The 15250-nt window shown below is 62.6% G+C and carries 16 protein-coding genes; 6 read left to right on the forward strand and 10 right to left on the reverse strand.

Annotation, left to right across the window (positions count from 1 at the left end):
• From glpK to VGD45_RS18405, 6 genes are all read right to left on the reverse strand, one after another.
• Entirely contained in the window at positions 1–1500 is a 1500-nt protein-coding gene (gene glpK, locus VGD45_RS18380; RefSeq protein WP_331156797.1) for a glycerol kinase GlpK, read from the reverse strand.
• Positions 1497–1949: a hypothetical protein gene (locus VGD45_RS18385; protein WP_331156798.1), complete on the reverse strand. Its 453-nt coding sequence runs from the start codon at positions 1947–1949 to the stop codon at positions 1497–1499. Before VGD45_RS18385 ends, glpK begins: the two co-directional genes overlap by 4 nt.
• Positions 1949–2275 (reverse strand): hypothetical protein, encoded by a 327-nt coding sequence (locus VGD45_RS18390; protein ID WP_331156799.1) that lies wholly within the window; start codon positions 2273–2275, stop codon positions 1949–1951. The genes VGD45_RS18385 and VGD45_RS18390 overlap by 1 nt, the downstream gene beginning before the upstream one ends.
• Positions 2276–2338: 63 nt before the next feature.
• Positions 2339–4228, reverse strand: coding sequence for a gamma-glutamyltransferase family protein (locus tag VGD45_RS18395; protein ID WP_331156800.1), 1890 nt, complete (start codon positions 4226–4228; stop codon positions 2339–2341).
• Positions 4229–4312: 84 nt separating this feature from the next.
• Positions 4313–4519: a hypothetical protein gene (locus VGD45_RS18400; RefSeq protein ID WP_331156801.1), complete on the reverse strand. Its 207-nt coding sequence runs from the start codon at positions 4517–4519 to the stop codon at positions 4313–4315.
• A 164-nt stretch (positions 4520–4683) separates the two neighbouring features.
• Positions 4684–6423 carry a M20/M25/M40 family metallo-hydrolase gene (locus VGD45_RS18405; RefSeq protein ID WP_331156802.1) on the reverse strand — a complete coding sequence of 580 codons (1740 nt, stop codon included), beginning with the start codon at positions 6421–6423 and terminating at the stop codon, positions 4684–4686.
• 45 nt (positions 6424–6468) lie between these two features.
• Here VGD45_RS18405 and VGD45_RS18410 point away from each other — a divergent pair, with 45 nt between their 5' ends.
• The gene (locus VGD45_RS18410) at positions 6469–6957 is read left to right on the forward strand and encodes a flavodoxin family protein (protein ID WP_331156803.1); all 489 of its coding nucleotides are present in this window, start codon (positions 6469–6471) and stop codon (positions 6955–6957) included.
• Positions 6958–7132: 175 nt separating this feature from the next.
• Entirely contained in the window at positions 7133–7699 is a 567-nt protein-coding gene (locus tag VGD45_RS18415; RefSeq protein ID WP_331156804.1) for a hypothetical protein, read from the forward strand.
• A 42-nt stretch (positions 7700–7741) separates the two neighbouring features.
• Here the strand turns inward: VGD45_RS18415 and VGD45_RS18420 are convergent, their stop codons facing one another.
• Positions 7742–8083, reverse strand: a complete 342-nt coding sequence (locus VGD45_RS18420) for a metalloregulator ArsR/SmtB family transcription factor (protein WP_331156805.1) — start codon at positions 8081–8083, stop codon at positions 7742–7744.
• Positions 8064–8510, reverse strand: coding sequence for an SRPBCC family protein (locus tag VGD45_RS18425; RefSeq protein WP_331156806.1), 447 nt, complete (start codon positions 8508–8510; stop codon positions 8064–8066). The genes VGD45_RS18420 and VGD45_RS18425 overlap by 20 nt, the downstream gene beginning before the upstream one ends.
• A 115-nt stretch (positions 8511–8625) precedes the next feature.
• Here VGD45_RS18425 and VGD45_RS18430 point away from each other — a divergent pair, with 115 nt between their 5' ends.
• Both VGD45_RS18430 and VGD45_RS18435 read left to right on the forward strand, forming a co-directional pair.
• On the forward strand, positions 8626–9246 hold the full coding sequence (locus tag VGD45_RS18430; protein WP_331156807.1) for a DNA-3-methyladenine glycosylase: 621 nt from the start codon (positions 8626–8628) through the stop codon (positions 9244–9246).
• A 64-nt stretch (positions 9247–9310) separates the two neighbouring features.
• Entirely contained in the window at positions 9311–11518 is a 2208-nt protein-coding gene (locus VGD45_RS18435; protein ID WP_331156808.1) for a YgiQ family radical SAM protein, read from the forward strand.
• Positions 11519–11574: 56 nt separating this feature from the next.
• Here VGD45_RS18435 and VGD45_RS18440 read toward each other — a convergent pair whose 3' ends face one another.
• On the reverse strand, positions 11575–12798 hold the full coding sequence (locus VGD45_RS18440; RefSeq protein ID WP_331156809.1) for a lipid A deacylase LpxR family protein: 1224 nt from the start codon (positions 12796–12798) through the stop codon (positions 11575–11577).
• Positions 12799–13197: 399 nt separating this feature from the next.
• Here VGD45_RS18440 and VGD45_RS18445 point away from each other — a divergent pair, with 399 nt between their 5' ends.
• Positions 13198–14130, forward strand: coding sequence for a LysR family transcriptional regulator (locus tag VGD45_RS18445; RefSeq protein ID WP_331156810.1), 933 nt, complete (start codon positions 13198–13200; stop codon positions 14128–14130).
• Between the two features lie 6 nt (positions 14131–14136).
• Here the strand turns inward: VGD45_RS18445 and VGD45_RS18450 are convergent, their stop codons facing one another.
• Positions 14137–14724, reverse strand: a complete 588-nt coding sequence (locus VGD45_RS18450) for a class I SAM-dependent methyltransferase (protein ID WP_331156811.1) — start codon at positions 14722–14724, stop codon at positions 14137–14139.
• Between the two features lie 112 nt (positions 14725–14836).
• On the opposite strand from VGD45_RS18450, the gene VGD45_RS18455 reads away from it, so the two are divergent.
• Positions 14837–15241, forward strand: coding sequence for an Hsp20/alpha crystallin family protein (locus VGD45_RS18455; protein ID WP_331156812.1), 405 nt, complete (start codon positions 14837–14839; stop codon positions 15239–15241).
• Positions 15242–15250: the final 9 nt, after the last annotated feature.

A 15250-nucleotide genomic window follows, 5' to 3' on the forward strand; every position in this document is an offset into this window, starting at 1 on the left:
TCACTCCACCCAATTGAACGAGCGTGTCACTGCCTTCTGCCAGGACGCATACAGCCGCCCGCGATCTTCCTTGTTCATACGCGGCTGCCACGTGTGCGACACGCCCCAGTTACCTCGCAGATCGTCGATGCTCTTCCAATAGCCCGTCGCCAGGCCGGCGGCGTACGCGGCGCCGAGAGCAGTCGTTTCTGTGACTTTGGGTCGCACCACGCTCACATCCAGAATGTCCGCTTGAAACTGCATCAGCAGCTCGTTCACGACCATGCCGCCATCTACCCGCAGCTCCTGCAACTGAATGCGGGAGTCCTGCTCCATCGCCGCCATCACGTCGCGCGTTTGATAAGCCGTCGCCTCCAGCGCGGCGCGAGCGATATGCCCGCGATTCGCGTAGCGCGTCAGCCCGGTGATCACGCCACGCGCGTGATCTTTCCAATACGGCGCATACAAGCCCGAGAACGCCGGCACGACATAAACATCGCCATTGTCCTGCACGCTCGCCGCGAGCGCTTCGATCTCGCCGCTGTTGCGGATCAGGCCCAAGTTGTCGCGCAGCCACTGGACCAGCGCGCCCGAGATCGCTATCGATCCTTCTAACGCAAAGCACGCGGGATTCCTGCCAAACTGATAAGCGACCGTAGTCACAAGACCCGCGGCCGACGACACCGGCTCATGACCGGTGTTCATGAGCAGGAAGCAGCCAGTGCCATATGTGTTCTTGGCCTCGCCGGGCTGGAAGCAGGTCTGACCCACCAACGCCGCCTGCTGATCGCCGAGAATGCCAGCAATAGGCACGCCTTTGAGCGGGCCGCTTGCCACGTCGCCATACACCTCGCTGGACGACGCAATCCTCGGCAACACACTTCGCGGAATGGAGAAGGTGCGCAGCAGTTCGTCGTCCCACTGGAGCGTATCGAGTCGCATCAGCTGCGTGCGGCTGGCGTTGGTCACATCGGTGATGTGCAGCCCGCCGTTCACACCGCCCGTGAGATTCCACAGCACCCACGTATCCATCGTGCCAAATAACAAATGCCCCGCATCGGCCAGCGCTCGCGCGTTCGGCACATGATCCAGCAGCCACTTCAGCTTGAGACCGCTGAAATAACTCGCGAGCGGCAGACCCGTGATCGCGCGAAACCGATCCTTGCCGCCTTGTCCCGCGAAGTAAGCAACGAGAGGATCGACACGCGTGTCCTGCCACACCAACGCGTTGTGCAACGGCGCGCCGGTGCGCCGATCCCAAATCATCGTGGTCTCACGCTGATTGGTGATGCCGATGGCGATGAGGTCCCTGGCGGTCAGCTTGGCCGATTGCAGCGCCGCTGCGATCACTGCCTCGGTGTTGCGAGCGATATCCATGGGTGAGTGCTCGACCCAGCCCGGCTGTGGAAAGATCTGCGGATGTTCCTGTTGAGCGCTGGCGACGATGTTCCCGGCCGCATCGAACACGATGAAGCGGGTGCTGGTCGTTCCCTGATCGATGGCGCCAACGAAAGAACTCATGACGTGGCTCTCTCCTGGATGACAGGAAACATGAACACTCTGCGCGCCTCGGGAGACTCCAGCTGGGCCTTGCTGTAACAGCGCGCGATTGGCCCGTTGCGATGATCGAGCAGATCCGGCCGCCGCTGAATCATGGCGTCGAACGACTCACCCGGCGGTGAGCGCAGACACAGCTCCTCGTTCAGTAACACGAGATACGCCCAAGTGATGGTCTCGTGATATTTGCCCTCCGCGCCCACCTTGGCAACATAGCGTCGCAAGTCGTGTCGGAATTTCTGGGCCCCCTCGGGAAATCCGTCGCGCTGCAAGTAGCGCCACGCGAGCGCCAGATGCAAGCGATGATTGAACTGCCCGGGATCGAGCGTGGCGCGCTCGAACGCGAGCAGTGTCTCGTCGATGTTCTCAGAGGCCGGATCGAGGGTCTGGCGCCTGACTGCGGTGGTTCCCATCAGCGTTTCCTCCCACGGTGAGTGGCCGGGGCCGGACGCTTCGCCGTCACCCTGTTCGTCCCGGATTGGACGGCAGCGCGTTCGGACTCGACCAGTTGATGACTGTCTGCAGCGGTCAGATCCAGTCCATAGATTTTCTTGAGCTCGGCGATCTGCGCCAGGGTCGGCGCGCTGAACGCCTGCTGCCCGTCGAAGGCATGCAGCACGATGCCTTCCAGCAAATCTCCCAGCGAGGTGTTCTTGAGGGCCGCCAGGGCCCTGAGCACATTCAGCAGGCGGGCTTCGATACGAACGCCGGTCTGGACGCGGGTGACGGTCGTGGGCACGGGTGTGTACCTTGGTAACTTGGTACCAAGGTACCACCCTATGCCGGGCGTGGCAAGCCGGCGCTACCAGGCGATGCCGTAATCCTCGCCGTGATACGCGGCCGCGCCCCAGAAAGTGCCGTGCCTGGCATCGATCTGAATGGCAGTGACCGGGCCCGAATTGTTGGTCGTGAATTCCAACTTATAACCTTTGCGAGTGAGCTCGTTGCGCACCCACTCCGGCACCGAGCTGGCGAGCGTCATGCGGCCCGGAATCGACTCATGCGAGCCGAACGAATCGCGCAGCTGATAGGTCGTGATATTGGCGCCTTCGGCCGCTTCCTGCGGCGTCATGCCGAACTCGACCACGTTGAGAAAGAACTGCAGCAGGTTCTGTTCCTGCGTGTCGCCGCCTTGCACGGCGAAAGCGAGGTACGGCTTGCCGTCCTTCAGCGCCATCGACGGAGTAAGCGTCGCACGCGGCCGCTTGCCGGGCGCGACCACGTTGAACGGATTGTCGGCCGGATCGAGCACGAAGCTCTGCATGCGCTGGCTCATGCCGATGCCCGTCTTGCCAGCGATGGTCGCCGGCAGCCAGCCGCCGCTCGGCGTGACCGACACCACCCAGCCTTCCTTATCGACGGTTTCAACGCTGGTCGTGCCGAGCCGGAAAGTGCGATCGAATTCGGCCAGCGCCGTCGGGCTCCACTGATTCGGCTTGGATTTGTCGCCGGGTTTGACCGTGCGCCACGCCTCGAGCTGCGTTTTGAAAGGATTGGTGCCGCCCTGGAAGGGATACGGATCGCCGGGCCGCATGTCGGGATCGTTGCGATCCTTGATCAGCTTGGCGCGCTCGCGCGCGTATTCCTTCGACAGCAAACCTTTGATGGGCTCCTCGGGCGGAAAGCGCGGATCGCCGTAATAAAAGTCACGATCGGCGAACGCGAGGTTCATGGACTGATACAGCGTGTGAATGTAACGCGCGCTGTTGTAGCCCATGGCCTGCAGGTCGAAATTCTCCAGAATGTTCAGAGCCTGCAGCATCGACGGGCCCTGCACCCAGTGCGTGAGCTTGTAGACCTCGATGCCCTTGTAGTTGGTGCTCACGGGCTCTTCGAGATACACCTTCCAGTTGGCGAGATCCTCCGGCGTGTGCAAGCCGCCGAGCTCCTGCGAGCCGCGCGCGAATTCCTTCGCGATATCGCCTTTATAGAAACGATCGTAGGCGGCCATGATGGCCTGCTTGCGATTCTTGCCAGCTTTGCGAGCCTTGGCTTCTTCATCCACCAGTTTGCGCAAGGTCGCCGCGAGCTCCGGCTGACGGAAGATTTCACCCGGCTCCGGACCCACGCGCGAGTATCCCGGCAACGGCTTGCCATCCTTGCCTTCATGAATCAGGAACGTGCGGCGCGACTCGGGCCACTTGCGCAGTTCGTCCTGCCATTTCTCGATCAGGTCGGCGGTCTGCGCTTCGATGGGATAGCCGTCGGCCATTTCGATGGCGGGCGCGAGCACATCGGCGAGACTGAGCTTTCCGTATTCCGCCAGCATCACCATGATGCCGCCCGGGGTTCCCGGAGTGACCGCGGCGAGTGGACCGAACTCCGGCGGATATTCCATGCCCTTGGAGCGATAGAACTCCGGCGTCGCGCCGGTCGGAGCGACACCGAGCGCATTCACGCCGATTACCTTGCGTGTGTGCGGGTTATAGATGAGCGCTTGAGTCTCGCCGCCCCAGCCAAGCGTGTCCCACATCGTGGAAGTGGCCGCGATCATCGCGCACGCCGCGTCGACCGCGTTTCCTCCCTGCATGAAGATGCGTGCTCCAGCAGTCGCGGCCAGCGGCTTGCCTGTGACAGCGACCCAGTGCTGGCCGTGCAGTGGCGGCTTGACGGTTTTAGCGTGTGACGGCGAGGCCGTCGCTGCGACAAAGGCCACGAGCACGGCGGCCAGGCGAGAGCGGGATAACATCATGACCGTACCTGTCGAATGACGGGGCACGGATCTTAACGCGAGCGGCGGCGAAGTCGCGCGCTACCGCTCGCGTATACAAGCGCCTTACAGCTTCCAGCGCACGCCGAACGCGAACGAACGGCTGAGCAGCAAGTTGCCGAAATTCATCGTGGTCGGGCCGCCGGCCGAACCGAATGCGTAGTACTCCTGCTGCATTTCTTCAGTGAGGTTCACCGCGTCGAACGACAGCGCGAGGTTTTCACTCACGTCGTAGGACAGCTGCAGGTCCAGGCTCGCTTGTGATCGCCGCATGCTGCCCGGACAATCCGAGCGGTCGCATCCGCGACGCCCCGACACCGCCGATGCCCACACTCAAGCCGAACAAAGCCGCCGCGCGGAACAGCCGTAAGGAGCTGCGACTGCACAGCTCCATCGCACGCGATCGAGCCCCGGCTGCAAACATCACGAGGGTCGGCTCATTCCGTCTTGGTAGTGAGCTGAGCCTGCGCGGCCTTGCGCGCCGCTTCGAACTCGTCGCCCGGCAGCCACTTCGGCGCATCCGCCGGCGCGGCATTGGCGACGTTGTTGCCGACGTAGAAGAGCAACTGCGCGTCTTCGATCATGCCGTCGAAGTTCCAGTCCGCCTGGATCTCGTCCGAGGGCTGGTGATAGTGCTTCTCTTCGTACGCTTCGTGCTGCTGCTTGCCCCAATCGGCCGGCTTGCCGACGAAGTCGGTGCCGGTGTCGAGGTACAGCGCGGGCACGCCGATCTTGGCGAAGTTGAACTGGTCGGAGCGATAGAAGAAGCCGCGATCCGGGAATTGATCCGCGGTCACGACGCGATCCTGCAGCTTGGCGATGGCGTTCACGTAATCGTCGATGGTGGACTTGCCCTTGCCGACGAACACGATGTCCTTGGCGCGGCCCCAGATGTTGCCGCCGTCGACATTGATGTTCGCGGCGATCTTACCCGGCGCGACCGTCGGATGCTCGGCGTAGAACTTCGAGCCCAGCAGACCCTGCTCTTCCGCGGCCACGAACAACAACATGATGGAGCGCTTCGGCGGCTGCGGCAGCGCCTTGAACGCCTTGCCGATGGCGAGCAACTGCGCCACGCCCGAAGCATTGTCCATCGCGCCGTTATAGATCTTGTCGCCTTCGGCATCGGGCTCGCCGACGCCGAGGTGATCGTGATGCGCGCTATAGATCACATACTCTTCGCTGAGCGCCGGATCGCTGCCCTTCAACACGCCATATACGTTGCCGGTGCTGGAACGATTGATCTTGTTCTTGAACTCCAGCGAGGTGGTCACGCCGAGCGGGACGGGCTGGAAATCCTTGGATTTCGCGGCCTCGACCAGCTTGTCGAGATCCTGACCGGCGAGCTTCGCCAACTCGCGCGAGGCTTCTTCGGTGAGCCAGCCTTTGACTTGAATCCGCGGCTCGCTGGCGGCGGGCAGCTCGACCTGTTCGCCAGTCCATGAGGACTGCACGACCTGGAACGGATAACCCGCCGACGGCGTGGTGTGAATGATGATCGCGCCCGCGGCGCCCTGGCGCGCGGCGCTCTCGTACTTGTAGCTCCAGCGGCCGTAGTAGAGGCGCGTGTCGCCGTTGAACAGCTTCGGATCCCAATCCGGATCGTTATTCAACATCAACAACACTTTGCCCTTCAGGTCCTGGCCCTTGAAGTCGTCCCAGCCGAACTCCGGCGCCTGGATGCCGTAACCGACGAACACCACTTCGGCGTTTTTCACCGAGCCTTTTTCGTCCTGCACGCCGCTGCCCGCGATGTATTGATCCCACCACTTGAACGACGCGGTCTTGCCGCCCTTCTTGAACGACCACTGCTTGGGCATCTCGGCAGTGATGCCGACAACGTCGAACGACTGCTGATAGCTGCCATCCGCTCCGCCGGGCGCGAAGCCGATCTGCTGCAGCTGATCCGCAAGATACTGACGAGCCTTCTCGTCACCCGGCGTCGCGGGACCGCGGCCTTCGAATTCATCGGCCGAGAACTTCGTGATGTGTTCGCGCAGATAGTCGGCGGAAATCTGTCCAGCCGCGGTGGTAGCTTCAGCGCTGACGGGGCTCGCGGCCTCGGGCGTGGGTACCGGCTTCGGCTCTTTGGGTTTGCATCCGGCGACCGCCGTGAGCAAGGCTGCTGAAATCAGCAGCGCTGACAGCGGCCGGCGGGGTCGCAACACTGTATACATGGAAAACTCCGTGCAAATGCTGACGGTGACAGAGAACTTTAACAGATGTCCTCCGCAAAGCCGTCCTCAACTCGACCTCACCTCCTGCTGATCTATGCGGGCCACGCGGGCGGTCGCACGCACGTCATGGTCGAAGCCGTGAAGCAGGGAGTGGCTGACGCGGGCGAAGACGTCGAGCTACGTGCATTGCCTGCTTTGGAGGCAGGCGTCGACGACCTGCTGTGGGCGAACGGATTGCTGATCGGCACGCCCGAGCACTTCGGCTACATGGCGGGAGCGATCAAGGATTTTTTCGACCGCACTTTCTATCCAGTGCAGGGCCGCGTCGACGGACTGCCTTATGCAATCTTCGTCAGCGCCGGCAACGATGGCGCCGGCGCGGTGAGCTCCATCGAACGCATCGCCATCGGCTATCGCTGGAAACAATGCGCCGAGCCGCTGATCGTCAAAGGCGATCTCGGCCCAGCCGATCTGCAACGCTGTTCGGAGTTGGGCCAGACCTTGGCCGCGGGCTTGGCCTTGGGCGTGCTGTAACGCACGCACGTGCGAGCCGCCAATGCTGTGACGTAGTCGCTCGCTTTCCGCAGGATCCCTACGGACACTCCCTAGCATTTCCGGATCCGAGGAACTCCAAGTCGCTCACACCAGTTTGGACGGCGACTTCCGATAACAAGGACAAGGATGCTCCGCAAGCATCCATAGATGTGAAATGGTAGACGTGTTGCAACAGTTATGGCTCGCGGTCGCCCTGGCGGCCGTCTTCATCGCCGGGGCAGTGTACTGGCGACGCCATCACTTGCCCGCGACCGCCGCCCGCACGCCCGCCCGGCCCGCCACTCTGGTCTATCGCGAGTCGCCCACGGTTCGCGTCGCTGACGCCCAACGCGTCGATCGCACCCGGAAAGTCGTTCGCCTGAAGGTCGGCGAGTCCCTCGACCTGCTGCCCACGCCCGCGGCTTTGCCGCCGCGCTTTCGGATTCGCTGCAAGAGCATCGTCGAAGGCAGCGATCTGGAGGCCGCGCATATCGCGGTCGAGTTCAGCGGCGCGCAGCTGAGCTGCGGCCCGCTCGTGCATGAAACGGCCTTCAACGAGTTCGTGGTCCCCCGCGCCAGCCGCGACGAGCACCGCAGCTCGGTGTTCTATTACTACGAGCGCGGCGACTCCATCGAATTCATGCGCATGAAGCTCAAGTCGGCCGATCCGAAGGCCGGCCTGATCGAGGTCGACGTCATGCAAATGCATGCGCACTGGCCGAATCGGTTCGACGACGAATAACCTTTAGGCCGGAAGACCACCCCCGACCCAAGGTTTTTATTTCTACTCCTGCTCGACCATGGCGCGCAGGCGGTCGAGGGCCTGGTCCCAGCGCGATGAGATCAACTCGATACAGCGCTGCGCCTCCTCCAGTTGCGAAGGTTCGATCTGCCAGACGCTGTCCCGCCCCTGATAGACGCTGCTGACCAGCCCGGCCTCCTTCATCACGCGCAAGTGCTTCGCCACTGCCTGCCGCGTCACATCGACGTTCGCGGTGAGCGTCGCCGTGGACGAAGGCCCGGCTGCGGACAGGAAGATCACCAGCCGCAGCCGCGTTTCATCGCCCAGCGCCGCGAAGATGGGCGCCGAGGCTTTGAGTCTGAGCTCAGGACGTTTTGTTGACATAGCGCTCCAGATTCTTGAGCTGCTCCTCCCAGCCCTGACTGTTCTCACCGAACACGCGCGCACGCCGCGCGAGAGAAATGTTATCGAAGCCGGATTCGGTGATAGTCAGCAGGGTGCCGCCGGCGGTCTCGACCAGTTTGAATTCCACCAGCGTCGTCGGCTCCTTCTCATAGTCAACCGACTCGTCACGCGCACCCGGATGCCAGCGCCAGGTGAACAAATGTTCCGGCTGCATCTGCTCGACCATGATATCGAAGTCCCCGCCGTACTCCTTGGGCGCCCGCATCCGCACCTTCGCTCCTGGCTTGAATTCGCCGTCGACCGGGCTGACCCCGAACCACTCGCAGAATTTTTTTATATCGGTCAGCGCATTCCAGACGCGGCCGCGGGGCGCGCGTAACAGAGCCTGGCGTTCGATGGTGTGCATGAGCTCGCTCCTGATTGACAACCAAGTGGTTGCACTATAACTCCGCCCGCATCCACGTGCAACCAAATGGTTGTCAGTTGCGCGCCAACCGTACGGAGGTTTTTATAATGTCCGGATGCCCAAGCTCAGCCGGGATTTCTACGCTCGAGAAACCTTAGTCGTGGCCCGCGACCTGCTCGGCATGCATCTGGTGCATGACGGGCCGGACGGGAAGCAGGTCGGACGCATCGTCGAGACCGAGGCTTACAAGGGGCCGCATGATCTGGCGGCACACTCCTCCCGAGGCCGCACGCAGCGGACCGAGGTGATGTTCGGGCCGCCGGGGCACGCCTACGTGTACCTGATCTATGGGTTCTGGAATTGCCTGAACATCGTGACGGCGGCGGACGGCATCCCGCACGCGGTGTTGCTTCGTGGGCTGGAGCCGGTGAAGGGAATCACCGACACGACTCACGGGCCGGGTCTGTTATGTCGCGCTCTACATATAGATCGCGGCCTGAATGGCGCCGATCTGCTTGGGGATACCTTGTGGCTGGAAAAGCCGACCCGATATCGGCCGCCGAAGGTTGCCCGCGCGACCCGCATCGGCGTGGATTACGCCGGGGACTGGGCCAAGAAGCCCTGGCGATTTTTCGATCGGGATTCGCCCTACGTCTCCACGGTCAGCGCAGCCGCCCGCCGGCGGGCGCTGACACCGGATGTGGGGCCCAGCCGGGCGCGAGTGCCGCGCAAATAGCGTACTATTCGGGCCCTTTTTCCCGCCCTTCGCTAACCTACGGGATTCTGCTCCACTGTCTGTCATGCAGCCTGCTCCGCGCGAATTGTTCTCCTATCGCAAGCACTGGGCGTCCCGCTTCGGGACGGCTCCGTTCCTGCCCATGTCGAAGGAGGAGATGGACGCGCTCGGCTGGGACAGTTGCGACATCATCGTCGTCACTGGCGACGCTTACGTGGATCACCCCAGCTTCGGCATGGCCATCATCGGCCGCGTGCTCGAGGCGCAGGGGTTCCGAGTCGGCATCATCGCGCAGCCGGACTGGCGTTCCGCCGAAGATTTCGCGCGTCTCGGCAAGCCGAACCTGTTCTTCGGCATCACTGCCGGCAACATGGATTCGATGGTGAATCGCTACACGTCGGATCGACGCATTCGTAGCGACGACGCGTACACGCCGGCCGGCGCCGGCGGCAAGCGGCCGGATCGGTCGGTGATCGTTTATTCCCAACGCGTCCGCGAAGCGTTCAACGACGTGCCCATCGTGATTGGCGGCATCGAGGCGAGCCTGCGGCGAATCGCGCACTTCGACTACTGGTCGGAGAAGGTGCGGCGGTCGGTGCTGCTCGACGCGAAGGCGGATCTGCTCGTGTACGGCAATGGCGAGCGGCAGATCGTCGAGATCGCGCATCGCCTGGCCAAGGGCCAGCCGATAGATCAGATCACGGATCTGCGCGGCACGGCGTTCGTCCGGCAGGCCACGCCGGAAGGTTGGACGGAGATCGATTCGACCACCATCGACGAGCCGGGGCCGTTGAACCCGCCCATCGATCCGTATGCCATGAACGAGGCTGGCTCCAAGGCCAAAACTGACGCGCCCGCTTGCGCCAGCAAGGGCGAGCCCACTGCCACCAAGGTCGTGAAGTTTCATCGGCACGTGCCGACCGCGGACCGTGCGCAATCGGTCATTCGCATGCCTGCGTTCGAGGCCGTGCGTGACGATGCGGTCTTGTATGCGCACGCCTCGCGCATCCTGCACCTTGAATCGAATCCGGGTAACGCGCGCGCTCTCGTTCAGCGACATGGAAATGTCGACGTGTGGCTGAACCCGCCCCCGATTCCGCTGGCCATGAAAGAAATGGATGCGATCTACGAGCTGCCGTATCAGCGCGTGCCGCATCCGTTCTACGGCGAGCAGAAGGGTGCGAACAAGATTCCCGCCTACGAGATGATCCGCTTCTCGATCGCCATTCAGCGCGGCTGCTTCGGCGGTTGCACCTTCTGCTCGATCACCGAGCACGAAGGTCGGATCATTCAGAATCGGTCGGAGAACTCCATCATCAAGGAGATCGAGACCATCCGCGACACCGTGCCGGGCTTCACCGGCGTGATTTCGGATCTCGGCGGACCGACCGCGAATATGTATCGCCTGGCGTGTAAATCACGCGAGATCGAGTCGGCGTGCCGCCGGCCGTCGTGCGTGTATCCGGGCATCTGCCCGAACCTGAACACGAACCACACGCCGCTGATCAATTTGTATCGACGCGCGCGCGCCCTGCCGGGCGTCAAGAAGATCCTCATCGGCTCGGGCGTGCGTTACGACCTGGCGGTGGAGTCGCCCGAGTACGTGAAGGAGCTCGTTCAGCATCACGTCGGCGGTTATCTCAAGATCGCTCCCGAGGCGATCGGCGAGGGGCCGTTGTCGAAAATGATGAAGCCGGGCGTGGGCACGTATTACCGGTTCAAAGAGCTGTTCGAGAAATATTCCAAGGAAGCGGGTAAAGAGCAGTACCTGATTCCATACTTCATCGCCGCGCATCCGGGCACGACCGACGAGGACATGCTCGAGCTGGCGCTGTGGCTGAAGCAGAACGGTTATCGCGCCGATCAGGTCCAGGCGTTCCTGCCTTCGCCGATGGCGACCGCGACGGCCATGTGGCACTCGGGCAAGAACCCGCTGCGCAAAGTGACCCACAGCAGCGAGGGTGTGCACATCCCGAAGGGATTGAAGGTGCGCCGGTTGCACAAGGCGTTCCTGCGATGGCACGACGCGAACAACTGGCCCATTCTGCGAGAGGCTTTACGTCGTATGGGGCGCGCGGATCTCATCGGCGCGGGCAAACACCAGCTGATTCCGGCCTGGCAGCCGCTCGGCACGGGTGAGGCGCACGAAGGGCGTCGCATGCCGAATGGCGCGAGACGCACTGATGGCAATGAATCTAGCGGCAAGACGCCGCAACGTTTCCGAACTCAGCACACTGGACTCAAAGGCGTGCGCTTACCTAAGTCCAAATAAAAAAAGGCCCACCGAAGTGGGCCGATGCAGGGACGGGGGGTCGAGGAAACAACAAATCAGAATGCGTGCGTCAGCTGAACCGCGCCCCAGAAGGCGTCGCGGGACGCCGGGCCGTGGCGCAGCTCTGCCGTCTGATAATGCAGGGCATAGCTGAGCTGCGTCTGGTCCAGGATCTGCGTGACCACGCCGATCCACGCTTCGGCGAGCAGCGGCTGCACCTCATCCGAGGAGTAGCGGACCTCGCTATCGCGAAACTGACCTTGCAGGAACGCGTTGTAAGCACGAGCTTTGACGCGGGCGCCGGCGAACACATACAGCTCACGGCCGCCGCGATAGCTCTCGGTCGGCACCGGCGCGGCCATATAGTCCGTCAGCTCGGGCGCGAATCCCCACCAGGGCGAGTTGAAGCGACCCGCGCGCACCGAGATCGACGCGCTGGTTTCGGTAAGGAATCCGACACTGCCTTGCACGGTCGTCTTCACATCGACGTGACCGCTGGGATCGGCGATCCACAGCTGCTGCCGGGCGAGGGTGTAGCGCGCCGTCGGCTCGCCACCCGCGGAGATCTGATGATCATACCCACGCGGCGATTCGGACCCGACCAGCTCGTGCACGGCGCTGTGCAAGCGTTCCGACACGGACAGACCGAGCACGCCGACGGTCAGGCTGCTGGTCCAGGCGCCGCGCTCATCCGCGTCCACGTTCACACGGCCATTGGAAACAAACAACAGACTGGCGTACGGGCGATCGTCGGGTTGCGCTTCGGCAACCAAAGTATTGCTGGGCGTGAAAGCCATCAGGCCGATCTGCCGCGCGTAATGCACATTGCTCTGCCGATCGTCGCCGCTGTCATACAACCAGCCATCGACGCGGCTCAACAGTGGATCGAGCGACAGCAGACCATCGCGGGCGCGCTCGCCGGCAATCGTGATGCTCATGCCGCCGGTGTAGTCGCGATCCTGGTTATCGCCGGCGAACAGATCGTTGTCGATCTGTACCCGCACTGCATCAACGCCGTCGAACCAGCCGATGCGCTGATTGGACACCACCACCTCGGCGATCGCATCTTCGACCGGTGTCGGCGCCTCGACGGTCACATCGACAGCAGGAGTTTGCTCGGCGATCGCCAGGACCGGCGTGAATTCGTCGAAAGAATCAGCGGGCGACACACTCTGCGCGCGCGCTTCATTTCCAGTAACTACCAAGGCGGCGGTGCCTAACGCCGCGAGCACCGCCCAGCGCAGCTGAGCTGCCCATTCGATCTTGTTCGTTGTCGACATAACCATACCCTTGCCATTCGCGCCGCGTCTTTTGCCACGCTGCCGCCTGTGATGTTTTTCCGTGGCGCTACTGTCTCCAAAGAGACGGCCTCGATAAACGCAGCGAAGGGAATGACATTCATGAATCCCCAGTCATGAATCGCAGGGCGCCGCTCAAATCTCACTACTCGTGCGGCAACCACTCCGTCGCATCGTTATTGCAATCACACTGCTGCGAGTGCACTAATCCACTTGTGATGCACAGAAATTAGCGGGACGGCGTGATCGCACTGTTGGTCCAGCCGTGAGCGTGCCGTGAAAAATGGATCCCACTGATTGGTGCCGGGGGCAGAGCGGATTTCGTCGCGATCGGGAGCGATGCCTGTCGGGCAATGGAATCTTTCCTGGGGGGAAAGAAAGATGGATAAGTTCACCTGCATGGTGGCGTTGACGAAGGTGGTCGAACTAGGGAGCTTCGCGGAGGCGGCGCGCCGCATGAAGGTGTCCGCGCCGATGGTGACCAAGTACATCCTCAATCTCGAGCAGAATGTGGTCGGCACGAAGCTGCTGAATCGCTCCACCCATTCGTTGAGCCTCACTGAAGTCGGACAGCTTTATCATCAGCGTTGTGTCCAGATTCTGGAGGACCTCGAAGAGGCGGAAGCGGTCGCCGGCTCGAACAGCGCCGTGCCGCGCGGCTCGTTGAAGATCTGCGTTTCGGGCGCTTTCGATCTGTCGCACGTCGGTCCGGTGCTGCTGGAATATGCAGCGCGCCACGCCGATGTGCGGCTCGATGTCACCGTCAGCAACCACTTCGTGGATCTGGTGGAGGAAGGCTTCGATCTGGCGGTTCGCGCCAGCAACGATCTGCGCACCAACCTCACCAAGCGCAAGCTCGCCACCTCGCGCATGGTGGCGTGCGCTTCGCCTGCGTATCTGAAAAGGAATCCGCAGCCGGAGATCCCGGAGAATCTGCTTCACCACAATTGTCTCGCGCTCACCGATGCCGCGCCCACGTATCAGCAGTGGCGCTTCGAGCGCGACGGGCGCAACTCGGTGGTGCAGGCGTTGGGCACGTTGCGCGCGACCAGCAACGAACTGTTGAAGCAGGCGGCGCTACGTGGTCAGGGCGTCACGCTGCAGCCGACCTTCAACGTGCACCAGGAGCTGAAGGCGGGCACGTTGCAACAGGTGCTGGCCGACTACGACGCCGGCTCGCTGGGGATTTACGTGGTTTATTCCCCGCGCCGGTATCTGGCGACCAAGGTGCGCAGCTTCATCGAGTTGCTCGATGGGAGATGGGGCACGGACCCGGAAGCGGATCCGTTCTGGAATGGCAGCCACGCGCCTTGAAATGAACTAGACGCTGCGCTCCAGCTCCCATTGGCCCCAGGGCACGCCCCGGCGCACATGAATGCCGAAGCCGGCGTGCTCGAACTGCCTCTGCAGCCGCGAGCGATACCAGCTCGCGCTGCGCAGATTGATGTCGCCATCGCTGGTGGAACGATCGGCGTTGTCGCGCCAGTCCTCGCGAGTCGGCGCATGAAAGTACAAAGCGCCGCGCGACAGTCGGCCCAGATTCGCCAGCGCGCGCACGGTCTCACGATCAGACAAGTACTGCATCACGTCATAACAAATAATGAGATCGAACCGGCCGCGGGGCCGATACGCCGCGAGCGATTCGTGCACCCAGCCGTGCTCGCGGCACAGATGCTCGCTCACCTCGAGACCGACATAGGTCGCCCCGGGAAAGGCATCGAGCAGCGGCGCGCGTAACCAGCCAAGTCCGCAACCCGCATCGAGAATTCGCTTCACCGGCAGCTCCAGCTGCTTGACCAGCGCGGCCACCATGCCGGCGCGGCGGGCCATTTCCTCGCGGGTTGTAACCCGCGTGCGCGGATTCATATAGAAGCGCTGATAGAACCTGGCGTCGAAGCGTTGGGACATGAGTGCATGGATCTGATGAACGGTCGTGGGAGTTTACTTCCCCTACGGGCCGTTCTTGATACCCGGACACGAGTCCCCACCTAGTCAGCCATGACCTCAACGGAAACCCCAAATGGCCATTCGTAACCCGCCGTCCTGGATGTGGGCCGAGGCCTGCGAAATGCTGGAGCGTGCTCAGCAGCTGCAACGCCAGTTCTTTCGCTTTGGCCGCGCGGTCGCCTCGGAGCCTCGCTGGGAACCGCCCATCGACATCCTCGCTTATGGCAACGAGGTCCAAGTCGCCGTGGCGTTGCCCGGCGTCGCGGCCGAACACATCGAGGTCCGCACCGACAGCGGACTGCTGATCGTGAGCGCCACACGCGCGCTGCCGATCGCCAGCCACGCCACCGCGGTTCATCGGCTGGAAATCCCATACGGACGTTTCGAGCGGCGCATCGCGTTGCCTGAAGGTCGCTATCAATTGTTGGAGCAGGTGTACGCCGACGGCTGCCTGGTCCTTCGCCTGGCACAACGCTAAGAGCGGGGA

Source organism: Steroidobacter sp., assembly GCF_036402275.1.
Lineage (GTDB): Bacteria > Pseudomonadota > Gammaproteobacteria > Steroidobacterales > Steroidobacteraceae > Steroidobacter.